Source organism: Enterobacter sp. E20 (assembly GCF_000801755.2).
GTDB lineage: Bacteria > Pseudomonadota > Gammaproteobacteria > Enterobacterales > Enterobacteriaceae > Enterobacter > Enterobacter asburiae_B.
Genome location: NZ_CP012999.1, coordinates 2,719,325 through 2,739,487 on the forward strand (window position 1 = coordinate 2,719,325; position 20,163 = coordinate 2,739,487).

Annotated in this window: 17 protein-coding genes and 5 pseudogenes; 11 read left to right on the forward strand and 11 right to left on the reverse strand. The window is 48.4% G+C overall.

What is annotated here, in order from left to right; genetic code table 11:
• Positions 1-7: 7 nt before the first annotated feature.
• From NI40_RS12730 to NI40_RS24210, 3 genes and pseudogenes are all read left to right on the forward strand, one after another.
• Positions 8-751 carry a YciC family protein gene (locus NI40_RS12730; RefSeq protein ID WP_032656704.1) on the forward strand — a complete coding sequence of 248 codons (744 nt, stop codon included), beginning with the start codon at positions 8-10 and terminating at the stop codon, positions 749-751.
• 55 nt (positions 752-806) lie between these two features.
• Positions 807-1,343 (forward strand): septation protein A, encoded by a 537-nt coding sequence (locus tag NI40_RS12735; protein WP_039263565.1) that lies wholly within the window; start codon positions 807-809, stop codon positions 1,341-1,343.
• Positions 1,344-1,609: 266 nt separating this feature from the next.
• A pseudogene (locus NI40_RS24210) lies at positions 1,610-2,280 on the forward strand (SOS response-associated peptidase).
• A gap of 7 nt (positions 2,281-2,287) precedes the next feature.
• Here NI40_RS24210 and NI40_RS12745 read toward each other — a convergent pair.
• On the reverse strand, positions 2,288-2,941 hold the full coding sequence (locus NI40_RS12745; protein ID WP_045143072.1) for a hypothetical protein: 654 nt from the start codon (positions 2,939-2,941) through the stop codon (positions 2,288-2,290).
• Positions 2,942-2,972: 31 nt separating this feature from the next.
• Positions 2,973-4,003 (reverse strand): annotated as a pseudogene (umuC, locus tag NI40_RS12750) (translesion error-prone DNA polymerase V subunit UmuC); the annotation flags it as partial.
• Positions 4,004-4,211: 208 nt separating this feature from the next.
• On the opposite strand from umuC, the gene NI40_RS12755 reads away from it, so the two are divergent.
• From NI40_RS12755 to NI40_RS23655, 3 genes and pseudogenes are all read left to right on the forward strand, one after another.
• The gene (locus NI40_RS12755; RefSeq protein WP_039263567.1) at positions 4,212-4,898 is read left to right on the forward strand and encodes an SGNH/GDSL hydrolase family protein; all 687 of its coding nucleotides are present in this window, start codon (positions 4,212-4,214) and stop codon (positions 4,896-4,898) included.
• 403 nt (positions 4,899-5,301) lie between these two features.
• Positions 5,302-6,363 carry an acyltransferase family protein gene (locus tag NI40_RS12760; RefSeq protein ID WP_039263568.1) on the forward strand — a complete coding sequence of 354 codons (1,062 nt, stop codon included), beginning with the start codon at positions 5,302-5,304 and terminating at the stop codon, positions 6,361-6,363.
• A 213-nt stretch (positions 6,364-6,576) separates the two neighbouring features.
• Positions 6,577-7,724: pseudogene (locus NI40_RS23655) on the forward strand (IS3 family transposase).
• A gap of 17 nt (positions 7,725-7,741) precedes the next feature.
• Here the strand turns inward: NI40_RS23655 and NI40_RS24330 are convergent.
• Both NI40_RS24330 and NI40_RS12780 read right to left on the reverse strand, forming a co-directional pair.
• Positions 7,742-8,005, reverse strand: a pseudogene (locus NI40_RS24330) (anti-CBASS protein Acb1 family protein); the annotation flags it as partial.
• A gap of 342 nt (positions 8,006-8,347) precedes the next feature.
• Positions 8,348-9,259 (reverse strand): annotated as a pseudogene (locus NI40_RS12780) (PBSX family phage terminase large subunit); the annotation flags it as partial.
• 119 nt (positions 9,260-9,378) lie between these two features.
• On the opposite strand from NI40_RS12780, the gene yciA reads away from it, so the two are divergent.
• A complete protein-coding gene (gene yciA, locus NI40_RS12785) occupies positions 9,379-9,774 on the forward strand; it encodes an acyl-CoA thioester hydrolase YciA (RefSeq protein ID WP_008502796.1) in 396 nt (131 codons plus the stop codon).
• A gap of 38 nt (positions 9,775-9,812) precedes the next feature.
• On the opposite strand, the gene tonB is transcribed toward yciA, so the two are convergent.
• Positions 9,813-10,535, reverse strand: coding sequence for a TonB system transport protein TonB (tonB, locus tag NI40_RS12790; RefSeq protein WP_039263572.1), 723 nt, complete (start codon positions 10,533-10,535; stop codon positions 9,813-9,815).
• A 220-nt stretch (positions 10,536-10,755) separates the two neighbouring features.
• On the opposite strand from tonB, the gene NI40_RS12795 reads away from it, so the two are divergent.
• Positions 10,756-11,052, forward strand: coding sequence for a YciI family protein (locus NI40_RS12795; RefSeq protein WP_029741731.1), 297 nt, complete (start codon positions 10,756-10,758; stop codon positions 11,050-11,052).
• Positions 11,053-11,160: 108 nt separating this feature from the next.
• The gene (locus tag NI40_RS12800) at positions 11,161-13,377 is read left to right on the forward strand and encodes a phosphoglycerol transferase I (RefSeq protein WP_080338160.1); all 2,217 of its coding nucleotides are present in this window, start codon (positions 11,161-11,163) and stop codon (positions 13,375-13,377) included.
• A 45-nt stretch (positions 13,378-13,422) separates the two neighbouring features.
• Here the strand turns inward: NI40_RS12800 and leuE are convergent, their stop codons facing one another.
• The gene (gene leuE / locus NI40_RS12805; protein WP_023312092.1) at positions 13,423-14,058 is read right to left on the reverse strand and encodes a leucine efflux protein LeuE; all 636 of its coding nucleotides are present in this window, start codon (positions 14,056-14,058) and stop codon (positions 13,423-13,425) included.
• Between the two features lie 109 nt (positions 14,059-14,167).
• Complete coding sequence (locus NI40_RS23945) at positions 14,168-14,341, reverse strand: YciY family protein (RefSeq protein ID WP_086379783.1); 174 nt, start codon at positions 14,339-14,341, stop codon at positions 14,168-14,170.
• A gap of 144 nt (positions 14,342-14,485) precedes the next feature.
• On the opposite strand from NI40_RS23945, the gene cls reads away from it, so the two are divergent.
• Together cls and NI40_RS12815 are read left to right on the forward strand one after the other, a co-directional pair.
• Positions 14,486-15,946, forward strand: coding sequence for a cardiolipin synthase (gene cls / locus NI40_RS12810; RefSeq protein WP_029741729.1), 1,461 nt, complete (start codon positions 14,486-14,488; stop codon positions 15,944-15,946).
• 33 nt (positions 15,947-15,979) lie between these two features.
• On the forward strand, positions 15,980-16,309 hold the full coding sequence (locus NI40_RS12815; protein ID WP_006810881.1) for an HI1450 family dsDNA-mimic protein: 330 nt from the start codon (positions 15,980-15,982) through the stop codon (positions 16,307-16,309).
• A 31-nt stretch (positions 16,310-16,340) separates the two neighbouring features.
• Here the strand turns inward: NI40_RS12815 and NI40_RS12820 are convergent, their stop codons facing one another.
• Genes NI40_RS12820 through oppC form a run of 4 tightly spaced genes read right to left on the reverse strand, consistent with a single transcriptional unit; the run spans position 16,341 to position 20,159 of the window.
• Positions 16,341-17,210, reverse strand: coding sequence for an ion transporter (locus NI40_RS12820; protein ID WP_045143071.1), 870 nt, complete (start codon positions 17,208-17,210; stop codon positions 16,341-16,343).
• Positions 17,211-17,224: 14 nt separating this feature from the next.
• Entirely contained in the window at positions 17,225-18,229 is a 1,005-nt protein-coding gene (gene oppF, locus NI40_RS12825) for a murein tripeptide/oligopeptide ABC transporter ATP-binding protein OppF (protein WP_023312094.1), read from the reverse strand.
• The gene (locus NI40_RS12830; RefSeq protein WP_023312095.1) at positions 18,226-19,239 is read right to left on the reverse strand and encodes an ABC transporter ATP-binding protein; all 1,014 of its coding nucleotides are present in this window, start codon (positions 19,237-19,239) and stop codon (positions 18,226-18,228) included. The genes oppF and NI40_RS12830 overlap by 4 nt, the downstream gene beginning before the upstream one ends.
• A gap of 11 nt (positions 19,240-19,250) precedes the next feature.
• Complete coding sequence (gene oppC / locus NI40_RS12835) at positions 19,251-20,159, reverse strand: oligopeptide ABC transporter permease OppC (protein WP_023312096.1); 909 nt, start codon at positions 20,157-20,159, stop codon at positions 19,251-19,253.
• Positions 20,160-20,163 lie beyond the last annotated feature (4 nt).

The following is a 20,163-nucleotide window of genomic DNA, read 5'->3' on the forward strand; positions in this document are numbered from 1 at the left end:
AGAGTGCATGTCTATCACGGCGAAGTCTGTCTACCGTGACACGGGAAACTTTTTCCGCAATCAGTTCATAACCTTTTTACTGATCGCGTTGCTATGTGCCTTTATCACGGTGGTGCTGGGCCATGCCTTCTCACCGAGTGAAGAACAGATTGCCAGCCTGAGCCAGGGCGACCATCTTGCCGGAAGCGTGGGGCTGTTTGAACTGGTGCAAAACATGACGCCGGAACAGCAGCAAATTCTGCTGCGGGCGTCTGCCGCGTCAACGTTCTCAGGCCTGATTGGTAATGCGGTTCTGGCGGGCGGCGTTTTGCTGATGATTCAGCTGGTCTCGGCGGGCCACCGGGTCAGCGCCTTACGGGCGATTGGTGCGAGTGCGCCAGTCTTACCTAAGCTGTTTATTCTGATCTTTTTAACCACCATGCTGGTGCAAATGGGGATTATGCTGGTCGTGGTGCCGGGCGTATTACTGGCTATCGTGCTCTCATTTGCGCCTGTGATGGTGGTGCAGGATAAAATGGGGATTTTTACCGCGATGCGCAGCAGCATCAGACTGGCATGGGCTAATATGCGTCTGGTGGCTCCCGCCGTGATCGGCTGGCTGCTCGCCAAAACGCTCCTGCTGTTGTTTGCACCGAATTTTGCGGTATTAACGCCGAACGTTGGCGCGGTAGTGGCGAATACGCTGAGCAATCTGATTTCGGCGGTACTGCTGGTCTATCTGTTCCGCCTGTATATGTTAATTCGTCAGTAATCCTGAGGCGGGGGCATCGCTGCCTCCCGCCCCGCTCAGAAGATGGAATCACAGAATGAAGCAGTTTCTTGATTTTTTACCGCTCGTGGTCTTTTTTGCTTTTTATAAGCTGTACGATATTTATGCCGCGACCACTGCGCTGATCGTTGCAACGGCTGTTGTTCTGATCTACAGCTGGGTTCGCTATCGCAAAGTCGAAAAGATGGCGCTGGTTACCTTCGTCCTGGTCGCCGTATTCGGCGGGCTGACTCTGTTCTTCCACAATGATGAATTTATTAAGTGGAAAGTGACCGTTATTTACGCGCTGTTTGCGGGCGCATTGTTAATTAGCCAGTGGGTCATGAAAAAGCCGCTGATCCAGCGCATGCTGGGCAAAGAGCTGACGCTGCCTCAGGAAGTCTGGTCCCGTCTGAATATCGCCTGGGCGGTCTTCTTTATTCTCTGTGGTCTTGCCAATATCTATATTGCCTTCTGGCTGCCGCAGAATATCTGGGTCAACTTTAAGGTCTTCGGCCTGACCGCGCTGACGCTTATCTTCACGCTGTTAAGCGGCGTATACATCTATCGCCACATGCCGCAGGACGAGAAGTAATAAATTATATAGAATACAAATCCATATCAAATAGTTAGATTAAAATTAGACGTTTAATTATGATTAAAAGCACGCTTTAATGTACACTTTGTATAAAGCGTGTTTTTTTTAGCTGCGTTTTGCGTAGCTCCTTCCAGTTTCACGAAGCCCCGCTTTACCACTTCGCTGCCTTCCATCATCATGCTCTTGTTTCAAAATCATAAAGTTTCGGTGCACACCTGTTTATCCCTGCCCTATACTTTCAGTCTAACTGACTGGAGGTTTCTATGTGTGAACGTTTCGCACAAGCACAAACTCGTGAAGAATATCTCGCTTATTTGGCCGATGAAGGTGATCGTGACATCGCATACGACCCTGAGCACATTAGACATTACAACGTCGAGCCAGGCAAAAAGGTGTTGCTGCTGAGCGAACGCGATGAGCAGCTGCACCTCGATCATGTTTTCTGGGGTTACGCTCCCGGGTGGTGGGATAAACAGCCACTAATTAACGCGCGCGTCGAGATGGCGGCCACCATTGGATGTTCAAACCTCTCAGGCAGCATGGCCAGGCTATCTTCTTTGCCGATGGATGGTTCTAATGGAAGAAGAAAGGTGACAAAAAACAGCCCTACTTCATTCACCGGGCCGACGGCCAGCCCATATTCATGGCAGCGATCGGCAGCACCCCGTTCGAACGCAGAGATGAAGCAGAAGGTTTTCTGATAGAGACGTCTGCAGCTGACAAAAGACTGGTCGATATTCACGACCGCCGGCCGCTAGTTCTGTTGCCTGAAGCCGCCAGGGAATGGATGCGGCAGGATATAGGCGGGAAAGAAGCTGAAGAGATAGCTGCCGACGGTGCTGTGCCCGCCGACAAGTTTATCTGGCACGCGGTGTCGCGCGCCGTGGGCAATGTGAAAAACCAAGGATCATATTTGATGCAAGCTTCAAGCTGATGAAAAACTATTGCAAAGCTCCTAGGTTAATTGAATATGCTATTGTCAACAAGAACACAATATAGAAAGCGGCCTGCAAGCAAACAATTATTGATTGATGTACTACCGCATGTATGGCTTTACGATTACCTGGCTCTGGGAGACCCTGTTTTCGAATAACTTGTTGACGTAACTTTTTCCTAAGGAAATTGTAAGGAAATAAGCCAATAAAACTTTCCGCAAATTCTTCGTACGTTGGACCTTCCTTTGCCTGATAACCTGTATGCTTAGTTAAATCATCAAACGCTTTCATTGCCTCTTCATACTCTGAAACCCTTGCTTTCATGATAGTAGTGGTCTTTTGACCTGCAGCTTCAGAAATGGATGCGTTTATTTCAAAATATTTTGCAACAAAACCACAACACGCTGATAATGTTAGAAAAAATATAGCATACCTTAGACCAGGAGTTGAAATATAGGGAATGATTTTATCGATATTTACAATCATTAATGCTGCTGTAGCTCCACAACCAACTACCATCCAAGAGCTAAATTTATCAAAAACACTATGAGTCTCTATCACTCCTGAACTTGCAGCATCAACCATGGAACGATGAAAGTTTTGATTTATTAATTCTTCCCATTTTTCAATATGCTCATAATTTCTTCTTTCTTCGCTCATCTTGTCCCCCAGAGATATGAAGATGTTAGAGTTAACTTACTTTAACAAGATCAGAATATCTCGTCGTATACCGTGGTGAAAGCATTTCTCGCTTCATCTGCCACTGCTGCTCTACACCCTGCCCGGCAAAGTACAGCGTTCCTTTTCCGTCTTTTGCGTTGAGGTGATCGAGAACCTCCATCAACCTTTCGCTACCCGCCCTCGGGGCGTTTTCATCAAACAGTTTGAGCTGAGCCACTCCCTGGCTGAAAAAGTCCCCAAGCATGATCCCTGCCTTATGGTACCGGTGACCATTCTTCCAGATTTTGTCCAGACACTTTACCGCGGCGTTGATGATGTCGCGAGAATCCTTTGTAGGTGTGAGAAGCTTAATTGATGCACTGTTGCCGTAATATGGCTCATTCAGGGCAAATGGGGACGTCTTCACGAATGCAGAGATAAAACGGTAATATTGATGCTCTCCCCACAACTTTTCTGCACCACGGGCCGCATAGCTGGAGATAGCCTGGCGCATCTGTTCGTACTCAGTAACGCGTTTGCCAAATGACCGGCTGCAGACTATTTCCTGTTTTGCTGGTGCGAACTCTTCCAGCTCTAAACATGGCTCGCCTCGCAACTCCCGGACGGTTCGCTCCAGCACGACATTGAAGTGTTTGCGAATAATCCAGGTGCTTTGCTCTGACAGGCCCAGAGCCGTTTTGATGCCCATGGTGTTTAGCTTCTTACTGATGCGCCTGCCGACGCCCCATACATCCTTTACAGGCACAATAGCCAACAAACGACGCTGGCGATCGTTATTGGACAAATCAACAACTCCGCCCGTCTGCCTCTGCCATTTCTTCGCTGCGTAATTTGCTAGCTTAGCGTGTGTTTTTTATCTGCGCGATACCAACCCCGACAGTCAGGGGTGTACGCTTCAGAACCGTAGCGCGGCACTCTTTGCCGAAGGTCAGTCAGGTCTCGGCAGTTGCGAACGCCAGTCAGGTCACAAAAAGCTTCGTCGATACTGTAAATTTCGACTCTGGGACTCATTTCCTCCAGCGTCGTCATTAGCCTTCCTGAGTTTCAACAATTCTCGCTGAAGGAGGTAGAAGTGACTCTGTAGCCGCAACAAAGGCGACATGTGTGTCTGCTGCTGTCGACTGCAATCTTATGAGTCATCCAAAAAAATAAACAACTGTATATAAAAACAGCACGCGGCATTATCAGATTTATCAAGATTCGCTGGCAAGGTAAAAATGATAGAATCCCTGCATTAAAAGGGGTTGTTATGAAGAAGATTAGTTTATTTTTTGCATTATCTATGCCACTTATGGCACAAGCTGAATCACCATATAAAATTGATGAGAGCCCAAAAAGTTTCTACGGGATAACGGAAAGTATTAATAACATGAGGTTATCTCAGGCCTCAAATGATAACTTTCTTTTTTTTGGTGACTCAATTGTTCAAGCACTAAAACAGAATAAGTTACATGTTAATTACGTCAATATGGGCATAGCCGGAGATACTGTTCATGGCGTTATGAAGCAAATTAAAGAAGCTCCTATTGGAAAATTTAACGGGATTTTAGTGTCTGTCGGAGCTAACAATTTGCTGCAGGGTCAACATGGTAAAGAGCTGGGAGATGAGATTGGTGCCGTAATAGATTACGCGGCGCCGCGAACCAAGCAACTCTACGTTATGGAAACATTCGTTCCAAATCGTTTAAAGTACCCTTTCATCTCGCCTGATTTTGATGCTGCAAATCGCATAATTTATAAGACTTGTTCTCAATACAAGAACTGCCAAGTCATCCCCTTGCCAAAAGGCATGATCGGCAAAGATGGTATTGATTTGAAATACACCATTTCTGATGGCGTGCACCCTAACGCATTAGGTTTTACATTATGGAAAAGGGAGATTAACAAAAAGATGGCTAATTTCCCTTATAATCTCTATTACCGCGTTCGTTACTGATGTGCAATTAAAAAAGCCCGCTGGAGCGGGTTTAAAACAGATTAGAACAGTTTTCGAAGTTCACTCTTTACACTGCAAGCCATACAGAAGGTGGACAATACTTCACACTACCGAAGCGTAGACTTCTACAAGGTTCAGGGGCGCACCAGTAACTCTCAACTTTCAGATCATTATGTATCCGCCGGGATGCCACTGTCTCTCTTGAAAACCTGATTGTCATCTCTAACTTCAGAGATGTACAAAAAGAGTAAGTAAAATCCACCAAAATTGAGCTTTCATTCGAAACTCCACAACCGTTATGCAAGCGGCTATCACTACAAGTTTGGCAGCGATTTGAGATGTTTACTTGATCGCCAGCATCATAATGCTATGATTCAGTATATTTTTTTCAGGAAGTTACAAAATGCAGGAACGTTTTCATAGCATCCAGTATTTGAGAGGGATCGCAGCCCTGATGGTGGTCTTCACTCACCTCAAAGAAGATTTAAATGGCGCCTTTGGTTTACCAGATATAGGATCTAAACTATTCTCGCATGGTATTTTTGGTGTTGACTTATTCTTTATAATAAGTGGTTTTATTATCCATCAGTCCACACTGAAGAGGGAGCATAGTAAACCACTAACGTTCGTAATAAGACGAGCGTTCAGGATTTATCCTGTGTTTCTGTTTTGCGTTCTTGCTTTCATCTCCATTGCGCCAGGGACACCACAGCCTGTTGATCTAGCAAAGGGACTGATGTTTATTCCTCTTAACTTTGACGCTCCAGCCCCATTCTTCGGGTATAACTTCCTTTATCCGGCATGGACACTAACGTACGAACTATTATTTTACTCTATCTTTGTTATGGCTATATGCTTCTCGCATGCCAAAAGAGGGCTTTTAGCCTCTGCAACAATTTTCTTTTTTGTTGTTATTCTGCAACTCATATCTAATAAACATGTCGCTTTAGATTTTTCATCTCCAACGTTGTATTCCCAAGGAATATTCAAGCTGCTTGCGTCGCCAATGTTGATAGAATTTGTTTATGGCATTACCATTTCAGTTATTTTTACAAAACTGAAACTAAGTAGAACCTTCTACATTTTGATATCGGCTATAACATTCACTGCGTTTATATTACTGTTTGAATTTGGCATATCAAATTATCATGGCCCATTAAATTATGGCATTGCAGGTGTATGCATCATCATTTCAGGACTTTCATTTGAGCGTTCGGGGTTACTGCCTCAAATTTCAGCACTAGATAGACTTGGGGATGTATCATACTCACTATACCTTTCACATATCATTACGTTCTTCGTATTGAAGCATTATATACTAACTCCACTAAACATAAACCCAAGAGCAAGTATTGCATATTTTATCTTTGCAACATGCAATGCAATTTTAATTTCAAATTTCATATTTAAATATATTGAAATCACGTTTATTAGACTTGGCAAAAATGTTAGCAAGCTTGTCTGATAGTAATCGGGTGGTGTTGTGCACCACCCGTTAATTAATCAAAACTTATACAGATTACCAAAAATCCCACCAAAATCTTTTCTAACGCTCTGCTATCCCCGAATGAAATGTCCATTAGGGTCATTGTGTGGCCAGCAGCTACCGCCCCATTGAATAGCCACGGGTTTAACAGACACCTCCGAGTCTTTTAAAATGACTTAAAGAGAGGTGCTCATGAGCGGTAAGCGTTATCCCGAAGAGTTTAAAATTGAAGCAGTCAAACAGGTTGTTGATCGTGGTTATTCTGTTTCCAGTGTTGCAACACGTCTTGATATCACCACCCACAGTCTTTATGCCTGGATAAAGAAGTACGGTCTGGATTCTTCCACTAATAAAGAACAGTCAGATGCTCAGGCCAAGATCCGCCGTCTTCGGAAAGAGCTGAAGCGAGTTACCGACGAACGGGACATATTAAAAAAAGCCGCGGTGTACTTCGCAAAGCTGTCCGACTGAGGTACGCCTTTATCCGTGACAACACCTGTTGCTGGCCTGTTCGTCTGCTTTGTCGGGTACTGGATGTTCATCCCAGTGGCTTTTACTCCTGGCTTCAGCAGCAGCATTCACAACGCCATCAGGCAGACCTGAGACTGACAGGACAGATTAAACAGTTCTGGTTGGAATAGGGATGTGTCTATGGTTATCGCAAGATCCATCTGGATCTGCGCGACAGCGGGCAACAGTGCAGAGTCAACAGAGTCTGGCGACTGATGAAACGTGCCGGAATAAAGGCTCAGGTCGGATACCGGAGCCCGCGGGCACGTGAAGGCGAGGCCAGTATCGTGTCGCCCAACAAGCTCCAGCGACAGTTCAATCCGGATGCTCCGGATGAGCGTTGGGTAACGGACATAACTTACATCAGGACCCACGAAGGTTGGCTTTATCTTGCAGTGGTTGTTGATCTGTTCTCACGCAAAATTATCGGCTGGTCAATGCAATCCCGGATGACTATGGAAATTGTCCTGAACACACTGCTGATGGCTGTATGGCGGCGTAATCCTTAAAAAAAGGTGCTGGTTCACTCGGATCAGGGCAGCTAGTACACAAGCCATGAGTGGCAGTCGTTCCTGAAATCACACAGCCTGGAGGGCAGCATGAGCCGCCGTGGTAACCGCCACAATAATGCGGTTGCAGAAAGCTTTTTCCAATTGCTGAAGCGTGAACGGATAAAGAAAAAGATCTACGGAACGCGGGAAGAAGATCGCAGCGATATTTATGATTACATCGAAATGTTTTATAACAGTAAGCGTCGACATGGTTCTAGCGATCAGATGTCACCGACAGACTATGAAAACCACTATTATCAACAGCTCGGAAGTGTCTAGATTACCCGTGGCGATTCAGTTTCATCCTTGCTCTCGTCGGCATCGTCACCCTCAATAATTTCCGGGTTAGTCTGCCTGCACTTGCCCATCAACTTCTCTACTGCGCCGTGAGCTATGCCAACGCGTCGGTACAGGGCGTAGAGGTGTTCGTAGGTTACCTGCTCAGGGAAGCCATACTCTTACCATGCTAAATGGCGCTTATTGTCCAGACCCATATGGGCGCGTGCCATCCGCGCATCGTTCAACGCATGGTTGACGGTGAGAGTTAATTTGTCAGACATGGTTTGTCCGGTGGTGGCGTTGTGGCAATAAAAAAGGCCGCCGTAGCGACCTATTCGTTTTTTTTGAGAGGGCCGATTCCCAATCAAATGGTTTCTGTAGCCCGACGCTTCTCTCAAGCACCTTAAGCTTTATCAGTAACGCCTCGTTTCTTTCAGGTTCGAATGATTGGTAGTAAGGGGCGTATTGCTGAGCAAGCTTAGTAAAAATTAGCGATGAATGCTCAAGTCCTATAAGCCTTAACTCTTCTCTTATTTCTGCAACTAAGTGCACAAAGCTATGCATAAAACCTCCGAATCATATGACGGGAGTTTAATTATGGCTTCGCTTGATATTCGTACAAATTATCGTAACCATTTTGGGATCATCATCCCGGCCATCTGGCCCTTACACTTAATGTGTCTATCGAGGCTGTAGCGAATGCCATCCCAGCAGTGCTCGTATCCATCAGCGAGTTTCGGTCATACTTCTTCGGTGATGCAGTCCGTTTTGTACGACCACATAAGGGCCTCACGCGCCACGTTCTTGTACCGAGGATGGATAATAATTTCGTCGAATCCGCGGAGGTGCGCAATGCCATCCTCTACGCTTCCCTACCACTTCTCAGCGGCTGAGATATTAAAGCCCTGCCGCTTGGGATAGCTGATTGTCTCTGGTCGCGCCGAGTCAGCCTTGATGGGCCAGTCACGCGAAGCAGGAATCGTGTCGTATATCTCAGGCATGTGGTCGAGCTCTGTCTGCTGGCCGTATGCCTCGTACTCGATGTACAGCCGTTTATGCAGGATGAACGAGCGCACCAGCGTGTTAGGGTCTTTGGCGAAACCGAAGTCAGCACCGAAGAACAGGCGCTCTGCCTCTTTCCAGAGGCTTTCCGGGAACTCAGCGATGCGGTATTTTCCGGCCAGCACCTGCTTATCTGAGTTTTCAAGGTAAGCACCTTCCCAAACCCACGCGTATGCTGCGGGTCGAGACGGCGCTGGTCATTCTGTCTCTCCTTCCAGCACATCAGGGAGTCACGGGTTGTCCCTATAGTTCATCTCAACGGTGATGAAGTCGTCGCCAGCCTCTTTGCGGAAACGCTTGTCAGTGGTGCTACCGTCGCGCTCTGGGTTCCATGCCACCCAGATCTTTGAGCCTTCCTCACGCACTGTAGGGCTCAGTTTCTGCCAGGCTACTTCGCTGACTGATTCTGCCTCATCAACCCAGCAGAGCAGGATGCGTGCTTTCGACTTAATGCTGTCGAGGTTATGCCGCAGGACGACAAGCACTGATTAATGACTGACCAGAACGTCTACGACAGGCGTTCTGGTCTATTCTCTCCGCTGTGAAATCATAGTAGCATCCCGCCTGAAGTCTTCCGTTACGAGTTAAAACAATGACAACAACTAACGCCCCGCAGGGCGAACTGGTTTTACGCACACTGGCAATGCCCGCTGACACCAATGCCAATGGCGATATTTTTGGCGGCTGGCTGATGTCGCAGATGGATATGGGCGGCGCAATTCTGGCAAAAGAGATTGCCCACGGGCGCGTGGTGACTGTGCGAGTGGACGGCATGACCTTCCTGCGCCCGGTTGCGGTGGGAGATGTGGTTTGCTGCTACGCCCGCTGCGTCAAACGCGGCAACACCTCTATTTCAATCAACATCGAAGTGTGGGTTAAGAAAGTCTCTTCTGAACCCATTGGACAGCGTTATAAGGCCACTGAAGCGCTGTTTATTTATGTTGCAGTCGATAGCGAGGGAAAACCTCGTCAACTTCCGCAGGCCTGATCGACAGGCAAAAAAAAGCCTCCTTTCGGAGGCTTTTTTTATTCCATCTGCGCCCCGCCGTTCAGGCGGAAAACAATATTCACAATCAGTCCATTGCCCGGTTTCCCGGCCTCATAGCGCCATCTGCGCATCGCCGATTTCACTTCGCGCTCAAACATATTGGAAGGCTGAGCGGACAATATTTCCACGTTATCCACGCGGCCATCGGCAGTGACGTCAAATTTCACCCGTACGCGGCCTTCAATACGTAAGGCCTGCGCTCGCGCCGGATACTGAGGCTGGTTGCGACTCAGCGCGCGCGGGCCCGCAGGGGCACTGACTGTCGGCTTAGGCGCGGTTGCGGTGTTATTCATCACCGGACGCGAAGGCTCCGCATTCTCGACCGTCTGGGTCGCACGTGGTTCAACCGGACGTTCCTCGCGTTTCGGACGCTCCTCGACCTTCTTCACCGGTTTTGGCTTCGGCTTAGGTTTTGGCTTCGGTTCAGGCTTGTGGATCACCACCGGCGCTTCCTTCGGTGGCGGCGGAACAGGCTCGGGCTCTGGCTCAGGTTCAGCCACCGGCTGCGGTGGCGGAGGTGCAGCCTGCGGCGGTTCGAGATCCGCTGGCGATACCATCGTCACCGAAATCGGCTGCGCGGGCGCGGGCATTTCAATAACCTGATGAACCGAGGTATACAGCAAACCCGCCACAACAGCACCGTGAATCACGACAGAAAGCAGCGTCGGCCAGGGAAAGCGGCGAGGTAAATCAAGGGTCATCGAAGTCATAATCATCAACGTTAAAAAACCGAACACTGATTTTAAATGCAAATAGCAATCATATTCAATAAGACACTTTGTTCTGGCGCAACTTTAGCGCATGAGAGGCCAAAAAAGGCGCATTCAGATCAGGGTATTAACATTGTTTTTATTTTACATTGCAGTCGTTTGCCCTTTCACATAACGTAACTGACACTTTTACCGGTTAAGGAGCTTCGCCGTGTTTTACGTGATTTACTCTGAAGATGTTGCTGATTCGCTCGAAAAACGCCAGGCTGTGCGCCCTGCGCATCTGGCACGTTTGCAGCTGCTCCAGGATGAAGGCCGTTTACTGACCGCCGGCCCAATGCCTGCAGTAGACAGCAACGATCCGGGCGCCGCCGGTTTTGCCGGTTCCACCGTGATTGCTGAGTTTGAATCCCAGGAAAGCGCTCAGGCATGGGCTGACGCAGATCCGTATGTTGCCGCAGGTGTGTATGCGAAAGTAACGGTCAGACCGTATAAGAAAGTGTTTTAAATCAATCAACTAAATGTAGGGCAGCAAACTAACGTTTTATTGCCCTATTACCATTTTGAATGAAAAAAGATATAATCCATCCATCTCTTTTACTTAGACAGATTTGTTATGGATTATATTTTATTAGTATTATTACTGGCCGTTTGTTTTTCCAATTCTGTACTTGTCAGAATTAAATCAATTATTATGGTTATTGCATTGCTTACATTTGCATTTTGGTTTATATCAGATATGTTTACCGGAAATGGTGTAAATGATGCAGTTTATTATCATCTAAAAAGCAATGTTCACGGAACGTCCATTGATGATATATTACCTAAGATATTTGCTGCAAGCATATTTATTTTGATATCAATTGCGATACTGTTTATTTCATTCAAATATGGAAATAAATTACCACATAGCAAAACCCCATTATTTATATCATTATACATACTTCTCCTTTCGATTTTTATTTTTAAGTCTAACGCAACTCAAAATATTTTTAACTCGCTTCAAAACTTATCCTATGGAAACGGGATGAAAGTGGCTAAACAATATAACGGCATTGATTACGACATGAAGAATAAATATAACTATGTCTTTATTTATGCTGAGAGTCTTGAGCGTTCATTGAGAAATATAAATGGTATTAATTACATCCCAAATATAAGTAAACTCGCAGATCAATACCTTGAATTTACTGACATACAGCAAATTCCTGGTATGGGATGGACAATGGCAGGAATGGTTAATACGCAATGTGCTATCCCATTAGTTCTCCCCCAGGGGAATTCAGCGAGTAATATGTCTCATTTCCTGGCTGGGGCCGATTGCATTGCAACGCATTTGAAAAATAGTGGATACACTACTGAATTTATACGCGGGAGTGATAAAGAATTTGCTGGTGGTGATAAGTTCTTTTCTCAGCATGGCTGGCTAAATCAACATGATAAACAATATTTACTTAATCATCGCGTAGTAGATGAAAATAATATTAGTGGATGGGGAGTTCATGATGATTCGCTCATAGAACATGTATATAGTGAATTTGAGAAATTATCGGCCTCAAAAAGCAATTTCCTTCTCTCGTTCTTAACCGTCAACACTCATCCGCCAGCAGGCACTTATTTATCTGCCTGTGATGGACATATTAATGCCCCCATTAGTAATCCGATGCTTAAATCAGCGAGTTGCTCTGATTATCTTGTTGGTAACTTTATAAAAAAAATCATCAATTCAGACCATTTTGACAATACAATCATTGTTCTTGTTTCAGATCATTTGATGATGGCTAACGCTGCCAGTAAAGAGCTTGACAGCATTCAGGACAAGCGTAGAAACAACTTTATTATTATAAAAAAAGGGGTTAAACCTACTAAAATCGCAAAACCAGGAACATTACTGGATGTATGGCCGACTGTACTTGATATCTCTTCGGCTGATAAACCCGATTTTGGATTTGGTCACAGTTTACTTCGCAATGAAAAAAGCCATATATTACAATCATGGAAAAAATCTAAAAACATAAGTAATTATTTAGGATTTTCATCCTCACTATGGAAATACCCTTCCCTAAATGACAAATTCTCATTTAAGGATGGCATATTGACAATTGGTCAACAAGAATATAAATGGCCTCTCTTCGGATCCGCTGACAAGAATAAAAACATCAAGAGCATTTATTTTGAAGCCTTTGCCTTAAACGCACAAAAATTAACCACCGAAGATAATATTCTTTTTTATATAAATGATTGCTCTATAACATCTCATAGTAAAAAAGGCTTATGTGGCTATGAGTTAACACATAATGGTACAGTACAGTATCAAATAAATGAAAAAGGTCTTTTCAATCGCAGAGAACTCAGTGTTGCCTCTCCTTTGTTTACTGAGAAACTTATCGGTATTTCGTCTGGGCCACTTAATGTTCAGACAGGAATTTATGATAATATTCAAGAGCAAACCATGCCATATGGAGTTAATTTTTATAAGCTGGAAGGAGAAAATAGAAAACTAAAACTTATGGCCAACGTTGACACATGCAACAATGTTCCTGTTGATACTAACGCAGTAAAAAAATTAATTGATAAAGACAACTCGCCCCTCATCATTGCTTCAAATGAGTCTGTTTTTTGTATCCCTTATGAAACCAGACCATCAATTAACGAATTATTGCGCTCTAGTGTTGCTACTCAACTTGCCCCCAGACAGCAAATAATAGGTACTTATACTAAAAATGATACGAAATTCATTTTAGGAAAGCCTGAAATTCCATTAGATGTGTTTATAGACAAAACAAATTTTAATCTGGAAGAATTATGTACAATTTTAAACGACTGTAGGTGATTTATTCTAATCTTTGAAAGGCTCCCTCAGGAGCCTTTCAAACCATCAATGCAGCGACGCTAGCCTCGCCGCAAACCCGACAAACAGCAACCCTATCAGCCCGTTCCCCAGCTTTGCCAGTTTCTTTTTCGTTTTCAGATAACGCGTGACAAACGCGCCTGAGAAGATCAGGAAACTCATATACATGAAGCTTATCAACTCCAGCGTCGTCGCGAGGATTAGGAAAGAAGTGCCGGTGCTCTGCGCATTCACGTCAATGAACTGAACGAAGAACGATACGTAGAACAGAATCGCTTTGGGATTGGTCAGGCTTAATACCAGCGAACGTTTCATGATCATACTGGCCGGTTCGGGGCCGCTCTCATGCGCGTTTTTCTGACGGTTCACCACTGACCAGAGCATTTTGCCGCCCAGCCAGAGCAGATAGAAAGCCCCGAGATAGCGCACGATATTAAACAGTACCGGCGTGGTCTGGATTAATGCCGCGACGCCCGCCCAGGCCAGAAACATCAGAACCGCATCGCCGATAAATACGCCTGTGGCGGCAAGATACCCTTTTTTAACGCCGTGACCGATCCCGGTTTTGAGCACAAACAGGGTATTCGGCCCTGGCACCAGCACGATAAAAAATGCGCCGACAACATACGTCCAGAAATTCAGTACGCCAAACTCCGCAAACACTTCTCCCTCCTTTTGCTAAACACAACAGGAATATCGCTGCAAATACGCTATTCCTAAAAAATCAGACGCTATAAAATCAGCGGGCACCCGTTACGGTGCCCTCATGGTTTCAGATATCCTGGACTGCGAACAGCAACGCATTGCGGTGCCTGGTCAATCCACATTTTCTGATGGCGTGAATACGCATATTGCGGCGGGATTGTGCTTCCAGCCAACGAGCCTTGCGACGACTCACCTGTCGCAACATGCGCCAGCGCCCTACTTCTGTTCTACTGCGCTTCATGTCTACAACTCTTTAACTTACAGAGTCGCCATTATAAACCCAACCCGGCAGCAAACCAGCGCTTTTACCTGGCGTTTTTATTTGCCAGATGAATCCTGATGCGTACACTCATAACAATACGCTTTCAAAAGGATTTTTTTACCTATGACAACCTTCTACACCGTGGTGAGTTGGCTGGTCATTTTGGGATACTGGCTGTTAATCGCGGGTGTGACATTACGCATCCTGATGAAGCGCAGAGCCGTACCCTCTGCCATGGCCTGGCTTCTGATCATTTATATCCTCCCGCTGGTGGGAATTATTGCCTATCTCTCTTTCGGCGAGCTTCATCTGGGTAAACGCCGCGCCGAGCGGGCCCGCGCCATGTGGCCCTCCACCGCGAAGTGGCTGAACGACCTTAAAGCCTGCAAACATATTTTTGCCGAGGAGAACAGCAGCGTCGCCTCCTCACTGTTTAAGCTGTGCGAGCGCCGTCAGGGGATTGGCGGCGTTAAGGGCAATCAACTGCAGCTGCTGACCTCGTCCGACGACGTCATGCAGGCGTTAATCCGCGATATTCAGCTGGCGCGTCATAATATCGAGATGGTTTTTTATATCTGGCAGCCCGGCGGGATGGCTGACCAGGTCGCTGAGTCGCTGATGGCCGCCGCGCGTCGCGGCATTCATTGTCGCCTGATGCTTGACTCCGCGGGTAGCGTGGCTTTTTTCCGTAGCCCGTGGGCGGGCATGATGCGTAATGCCGGGATCGAAGTGGTTGAAGCGCTGAAGGTAAATCTCCTGCGCGTGTTTCTGCGCAGGATGGATCTCCGTCAGCATCGCAAAATGATCATGATCGATAACTATATTGCCTACACCGGCAGCATGAATATGGTTGACCCGCGCTTCTTCAAACAGGACTCGGGCGTAGGTCAATGGGTTGATTTGATGGCGCGAATGGAGGGGCCGATTGCCACCTCGATGGGCATCGTTTATTCCTGCGACTGGGAAATAGAAACCGGCAAGCGTATCCTGCCGCCACCGCCGGACGGAAATATTATGCCGTTTGAAGAGGCGAGCGGTCACACTATTCATACCATTGCTTCCGGGCCGGGCTTCCCGGAGGACTTAATCCATCAGGCGCTGCTGACGGCAACCTACTCGGCGCGTGAATATCTGATCATGACGACGCCCTACTTTGTCCCCAGCGACGACCTCCTGCACGCGATCTGTACCGCCGCGCAGCGCGGTGTCGATGTGAGCATCATTTTGCCACGCAAAAATGACTCCCTACTGGTGGGCTGGGCCAGCCGGGCATTCTTTAGCGAACTGCTGGCCGCAGGGGTAAAAATTTATCAGTTTGAAGGCGGATTGCTCCACACCAAGAGCGTTCTCGTCGACGGTGAGCTGAGCCTGGTGGGCACGGTCAACCTGGATATGCGCAGCCTGTGGCTAAACTTTGAAATCACGCTGGTCATTGATGATGCCGGCTTTGGCGGCGACCTCGCCGCGGTGCAGGATGATTATATCTCCCGCTCGCGGCTGCTGGATGCCAGACTGTGGGTAAAACGTCCGATGTGGCAGAGAATTGCCGAACGACTGTTTTACTTCTTTAGTCCGTTGCTGTAAAACGTGCCCAACGATGTTAAACAGGTAGTCATCATGGAAATGGATCTGAACAATCGCCTGACCGAAGACGAAACGCTCGAGCAGGCCTATGACATTTTTCTCGAACTGGCGGTTGATAACCTCGATCCCGCAGACGTGATCCTCTTTAATCTGCAGTTCGAAGAGCGCGGCGGCGCTGAATTGTTCGACCCTTCAGAAGACTGGGCTGAGCATGTGGATTTCGACCTGAATCCGGACTTCTTTGCCGAAGTGGTGATTGGGCTGGCCGATGAAGACGGCGGCGAAATTAACGATATTTTCGCCCGCGTCCTGCTCTGTCGGGAGAAAGACCACAAGCTGTGCCATATTCTCTGGCGCGAATAATAAAAAAGGCTGCGATTGCAGCCTTTTTTATTTACTCCGGCAATTCACTGCCGCAGCGGTGACAAAACCGCGCGTCGTGTTCATGTTCGCCCTGCTGGCAATGAGAACATTTGCGCTGTTGCTTGCGGCTCTGAAACGCGCTGCTCATGTGTGTGGTAATCAGTCCCGTCGGGATCGCAATCACCGAATAGCCAATCAAAATCAGCACGGACGCCACGATGCGCCCCAGTGGCGTATGGGGCGTAATATCACCGTAGCCCACGGTCGTGACGGTCACAATGGCCCAGTAAACCGACGCATTGAGCGTCGTAAAGCCATATTTGGGCCCTTCTATTAAATACATCAGCGCGCCAAAAACAATCATGACGATGGCAATAAACGAGTAGAACAAAATAAGCTGATGCCGGGCGCTGACGATCGCACTCCAGAACACGCGTAATGACGGCATAAAACGCAGCAATTTCAGAATACGTAATACCCGAATCACGCGCATCGCTCGCCAGGCAAAGACATAACTCAGGCTGATCTCCGGCCACAGCCACATGACATAGAGCGGTAAGATGGTGGCTAAGTCGATAAATCCCCAGAAGCTGAAAACATACCTGGCCGGGTTGGGCCAGGCTATTACCCGGAGGAGATATTCAGCGGTAAAAACCAGGGTAATCGCCAGCTCAAGCCAGACAAAGATATGCCATTCGTCAAACGTCAGGTGGTATTGCGTCCCGGCACCCGATTCAATAAAGATAACTACCACGCTGAGGAGCGCAAATAAACCGCACAGACCTTCGAAGCGTCGCCCGGAAACCGTTTCAGGATCGAATAAAAAATGATAAAGCCGCCGACGGGCTGACGTGAATAAACGCGACACAGTTACCTCGCAAAAAATAAGGGCTGACGTCATGTCAGCCCTTGCGATTATAACGGGTCTACTTTCAGGCAGGAAACCGCATGTCGGAAACTGCCTTCGAGAACCGGTCGCGTTTTAGCACATTCCGGCCCGGCCATCGGGCAGCGCGTGCGGAAGACGCAGCCTGACGGCGGGTTAATTGGTGAGGGTAATTCCCCTTCCAGAAGCTGGATGGTTTTATTTTTCTCCAGATCGGGATCGGGGATCGGCACCGCGGACATTAGCGCTCTGGTGTAAGGGTGCAATGGATTGTGGTACACCTCGTCATAGGTGCCGAGCTCCACGGCATGCCCCAGATACATCACCAGCACGCGGTCAGAAATGTGTTTCACCACGGCCAGGTCATGCGCGATGAAGATCAGCGACAGCCCCATTTCGCGCTGCAGCTTCTGCAGCAGGTTAACCACCTGCGCCTGAATGGACACATCCAGCGCGGAAACCGGCTCATCGCAGATAATCAGCTTCGGTTCGAGGATCAGCGCACGGGCAATACCAATACGCTGGCACTGACCGCCGGAGAACTCATGCGGATAGCGGTTGATGAGGTTTGGCAACAGGCCGACTTTCATCATCATCGCCTTCACGCGGTCGCGCACTTCCTGACGAGACATCTTCGGATGATAGGTGCGCAGCGGCTCGGCAATAATCTCGCCGATGGTCATACGCGGGTTTAATGACGCCAGCGGATCCTGGAAAATCATCTGGATATCGCTGCGCACCTCGCGCCACTCGTCGGGCTTCATGCCCAGCAGGTCTTTACCCAGCCAGGCCACTTTACCGTCGGTGGCTTTGACCAGACCGATGATGGCTCGCGCAAAGGTCGATTTACCGCAGCCGGACTCTCCCACCACGCCCAGGGTTTCCCCTTCGTACAGGCGCAGCGTGACGCCGTCCACCGCTTTTAGAGTTTTCGGCGGCTGCCAGAACCACTGTTTGCCGTCTTTGATGTCGAAATGCACTTTAAGATCGGCGATTTCGAGCAGAACGTTGCGTTTTTCATCTAATGCGTTCATACCAGCTCCTCCTGCGGCTTAAAGCAGGCGCGCAGACGGCCTGGTGCAAACTCTTCCAGCGGCGGAGCGCTGTTGCAGATTTCCATCGCGTGCGGGCAGCGCGGCTGGAACGGACAGCCTTTCGGCAGACGCAGCAGGTTTGGCGGGTTGCCCGGAATGGTGAGCAGGGATTCCCCTTCCGCATCAAGACGCGGCACCGCATTCAACAGACCAATCGAGTACGGGTGCGCAGGCTGATAGAAGACATCGCGCGCTTTGCCGTATTCCATGGTACGACCGGCATACATCACCAGCACTTTGTCGCAGATGCCGGCCACTACGCCCAGGTCGTGAGTGATCATGATAATCGCCGTGTTGAACTCGCGCTTCAGCTCGTTCAACAGGGTCATGATTTGCGCCTGGACGGTAACGTCCAGCGCTGTGGTAGGTTCATCGGCAATCAGCAGCTTTGGCCGGCACAGCAGCGCCATCGCAATCATCACGCGCTGACGCATACCGCCAGAAAACTCGTGCGGGAACATGCGCATACGCTTGCGCGCTTCCGGCATTTTCACCGCATCCAGCATTTTGACCGACTCTTCAAAGGCCTCCGCTTTGCCCAGGCCTTTGTGCAGCATCAGGACTTCCATCAGCTGCTCGCCTACGCGCATATACGGATTCAGCGAGGTCATGGGATCCTGGAAAATCATCGAGATCTGCTCAGCGCGCAGCTTATTCAGCTCGTGTTCCGGCAGGTTGAGGATTTCACGTCCGTTGAATTTAGCGGAGCCGCCAATCACGCCGTTAGCAGCAAGCAGGCCCATCAGCGCAAAGGCAGTCTGGGATTTTCCGGAACCGGATTCCCCCACTATCCCCAGCGTTTCACCCGCGCGCAGGTTGAAGTTGAGATCGTTGACGGCGGTAACATCCCCGTCCGGCGTTTTAAAGGTCACGCGGAGATCTTTCACATCCAGCAGAAGGTTATTCTGCTGTTGCGCCTGTGGCGCAGTGGCCGTTTCAATAATTGTCATGACGGCGCTCCTTAACGGTCTTTCGGGTCGAGGGCATCACGCAGGCCATCGCCGATAAAGTTAAAACAAAACAGGGTAACGACCAGGAAACCCGCCGGATAAAGCAGCAGCCACGGTGAAACTTCCATCGAGTTTGCGCCATCGCTCAGCAGCGCGCCCCAGCTGCTCAGTGGCTCTTGTGTACCCAGACCCAGGAAGCTCAGGAAAGATTCAAACAGGATCATGCTTGGTACCAGCAGTGAGGCATAAACCACCACCACGCCCAGCACGTTAGGAACGATATGGCGAACCACGATATTCCCGGTGGACACACCGCCTACCTGCGCGGCTTCGATAAACTCTTTGCGTTTGAGGCTCAGCGTCTGGCCGCGAACAATACGCGCCATATCCAGCCAGGAAACCATCCCGATAGCCACGAAGATCAGCAGGATATTTTGGCCGAAGAAGGTCACCAGCAGGATGACGAAGAACATGAACGGGAAGGAATTCAGGATTTCCAGCAGACGCATCATTACCGAGTCTATTTTGCCGCCGAGGTAGCCGGAAAGTGAACCGTAGAGCGTACCCACGATCACCGCCACCAGCGCGGCAGCAATACCTACCATCAGCGAGATACGGCCACCGATAGCGACACGCACCAGCAGATCGCGTCCCGAGGAGTCCGTGCCAAAATAGTGGCCTGATTCCATATCCGGCGCGCTGGACATCATGCCCCAGTCGGTGTCGAAATAGGTAAATTGCGACAGCATCGGCGCCAGGGTCACAAACAGTGCGATGATCACCAGAACAACCAGACTGGCAACCGCTGCACGGTTGTGCATAAAGCGACGGCGCGCGTCCTGCCAGAGGCTACGACCTTCTACTTCCAGTTTTTCACTGAAGTTTTCCAGCGCCTCGCTGTTTTTCTTACTCAACATCATGGCG

Coding starts and splice junctions, on each gene's coding strand:
- NI40_RS12730 (WP_032656704.1), top strand. CDS start 8: ATGTCTATCACGGCGAAGTCTGTCTACCGTGACACGGGAAACTTTTTC.
- NI40_RS12735 (WP_039263565.1), top strand. CDS start 807: ATGAAGCAGTTTCTTGATTTTTTACCGCTCGTGGTCTTTTTTGCTTTT.
- NI40_RS12745 (WP_045143072.1), bottom strand. CDS start 2,941: ATGAGCGAAGAAAGAAGAAATTATGAGCATATTGAAAAATGGGAAGAA.
- NI40_RS12755 (WP_039263567.1), top strand. CDS start 4,212: ATGAAGAAGATTAGTTTATTTTTTGCATTATCTATGCCACTTATGGCA.
- NI40_RS12760 (WP_039263568.1), top strand. CDS start 5,302: ATGCAGGAACGTTTTCATAGCATCCAGTATTTGAGAGGGATCGCAGCC.
- yciA (WP_008502796.1), top strand. CDS start 9,379: ATGACAACAACTAACGCCCCGCAGGGCGAACTGGTTTTACGCACACTG.
- tonB (WP_039263572.1), bottom strand. CDS start 10,535: ATGACCCTTGATTTACCTCGCCGCTTTCCCTGGCCGACGCTGCTTTCT.
- NI40_RS12800 (WP_080338160.1), top strand. CDS start 11,161: ATGGATTATATTTTATTAGTATTATTACTGGCCGTTTGTTTTTCCAAT.
- NI40_RS23945 (WP_086379783.1), bottom strand. CDS start 14,341: ATGAAGCGCAGTAGAACAGAAGTAGGGCGCTGGCGCATGTTGCGACAG.
- cls (WP_029741729.1), top strand. CDS start 14,486: ATGACAACCTTCTACACCGTGGTGAGTTGGCTGGTCATTTTGGGATAC.
- NI40_RS12815 (WP_006810881.1), top strand. CDS start 15,980: ATGGAAATGGATCTGAACAATCGCCTGACCGAAGACGAAACGCTCGAG.
- NI40_RS12820 (WP_045143071.1), bottom strand. CDS start 17,210: ATGACGTCAGCCCTTATTTTTTGCGAGGTAACTGTGTCGCGTTTATTC.
- oppF (WP_023312094.1), bottom strand. CDS start 18,229: ATGAACGCATTAGATGAAAAACGCAACGTTCTGCTCGAAATCGCCGAT.
- NI40_RS12830 (WP_023312095.1), bottom strand. CDS start 19,239: ATGACAATTATTGAAACGGCCACTGCGCCACAGGCGCAACAGCAGAAT.
- oppC (WP_023312096.1), bottom strand. CDS start 20,159: ATGATGTTGAGTAAGAAAAACAGCGAGGCGCTGGAAAACTTCAGTGAA.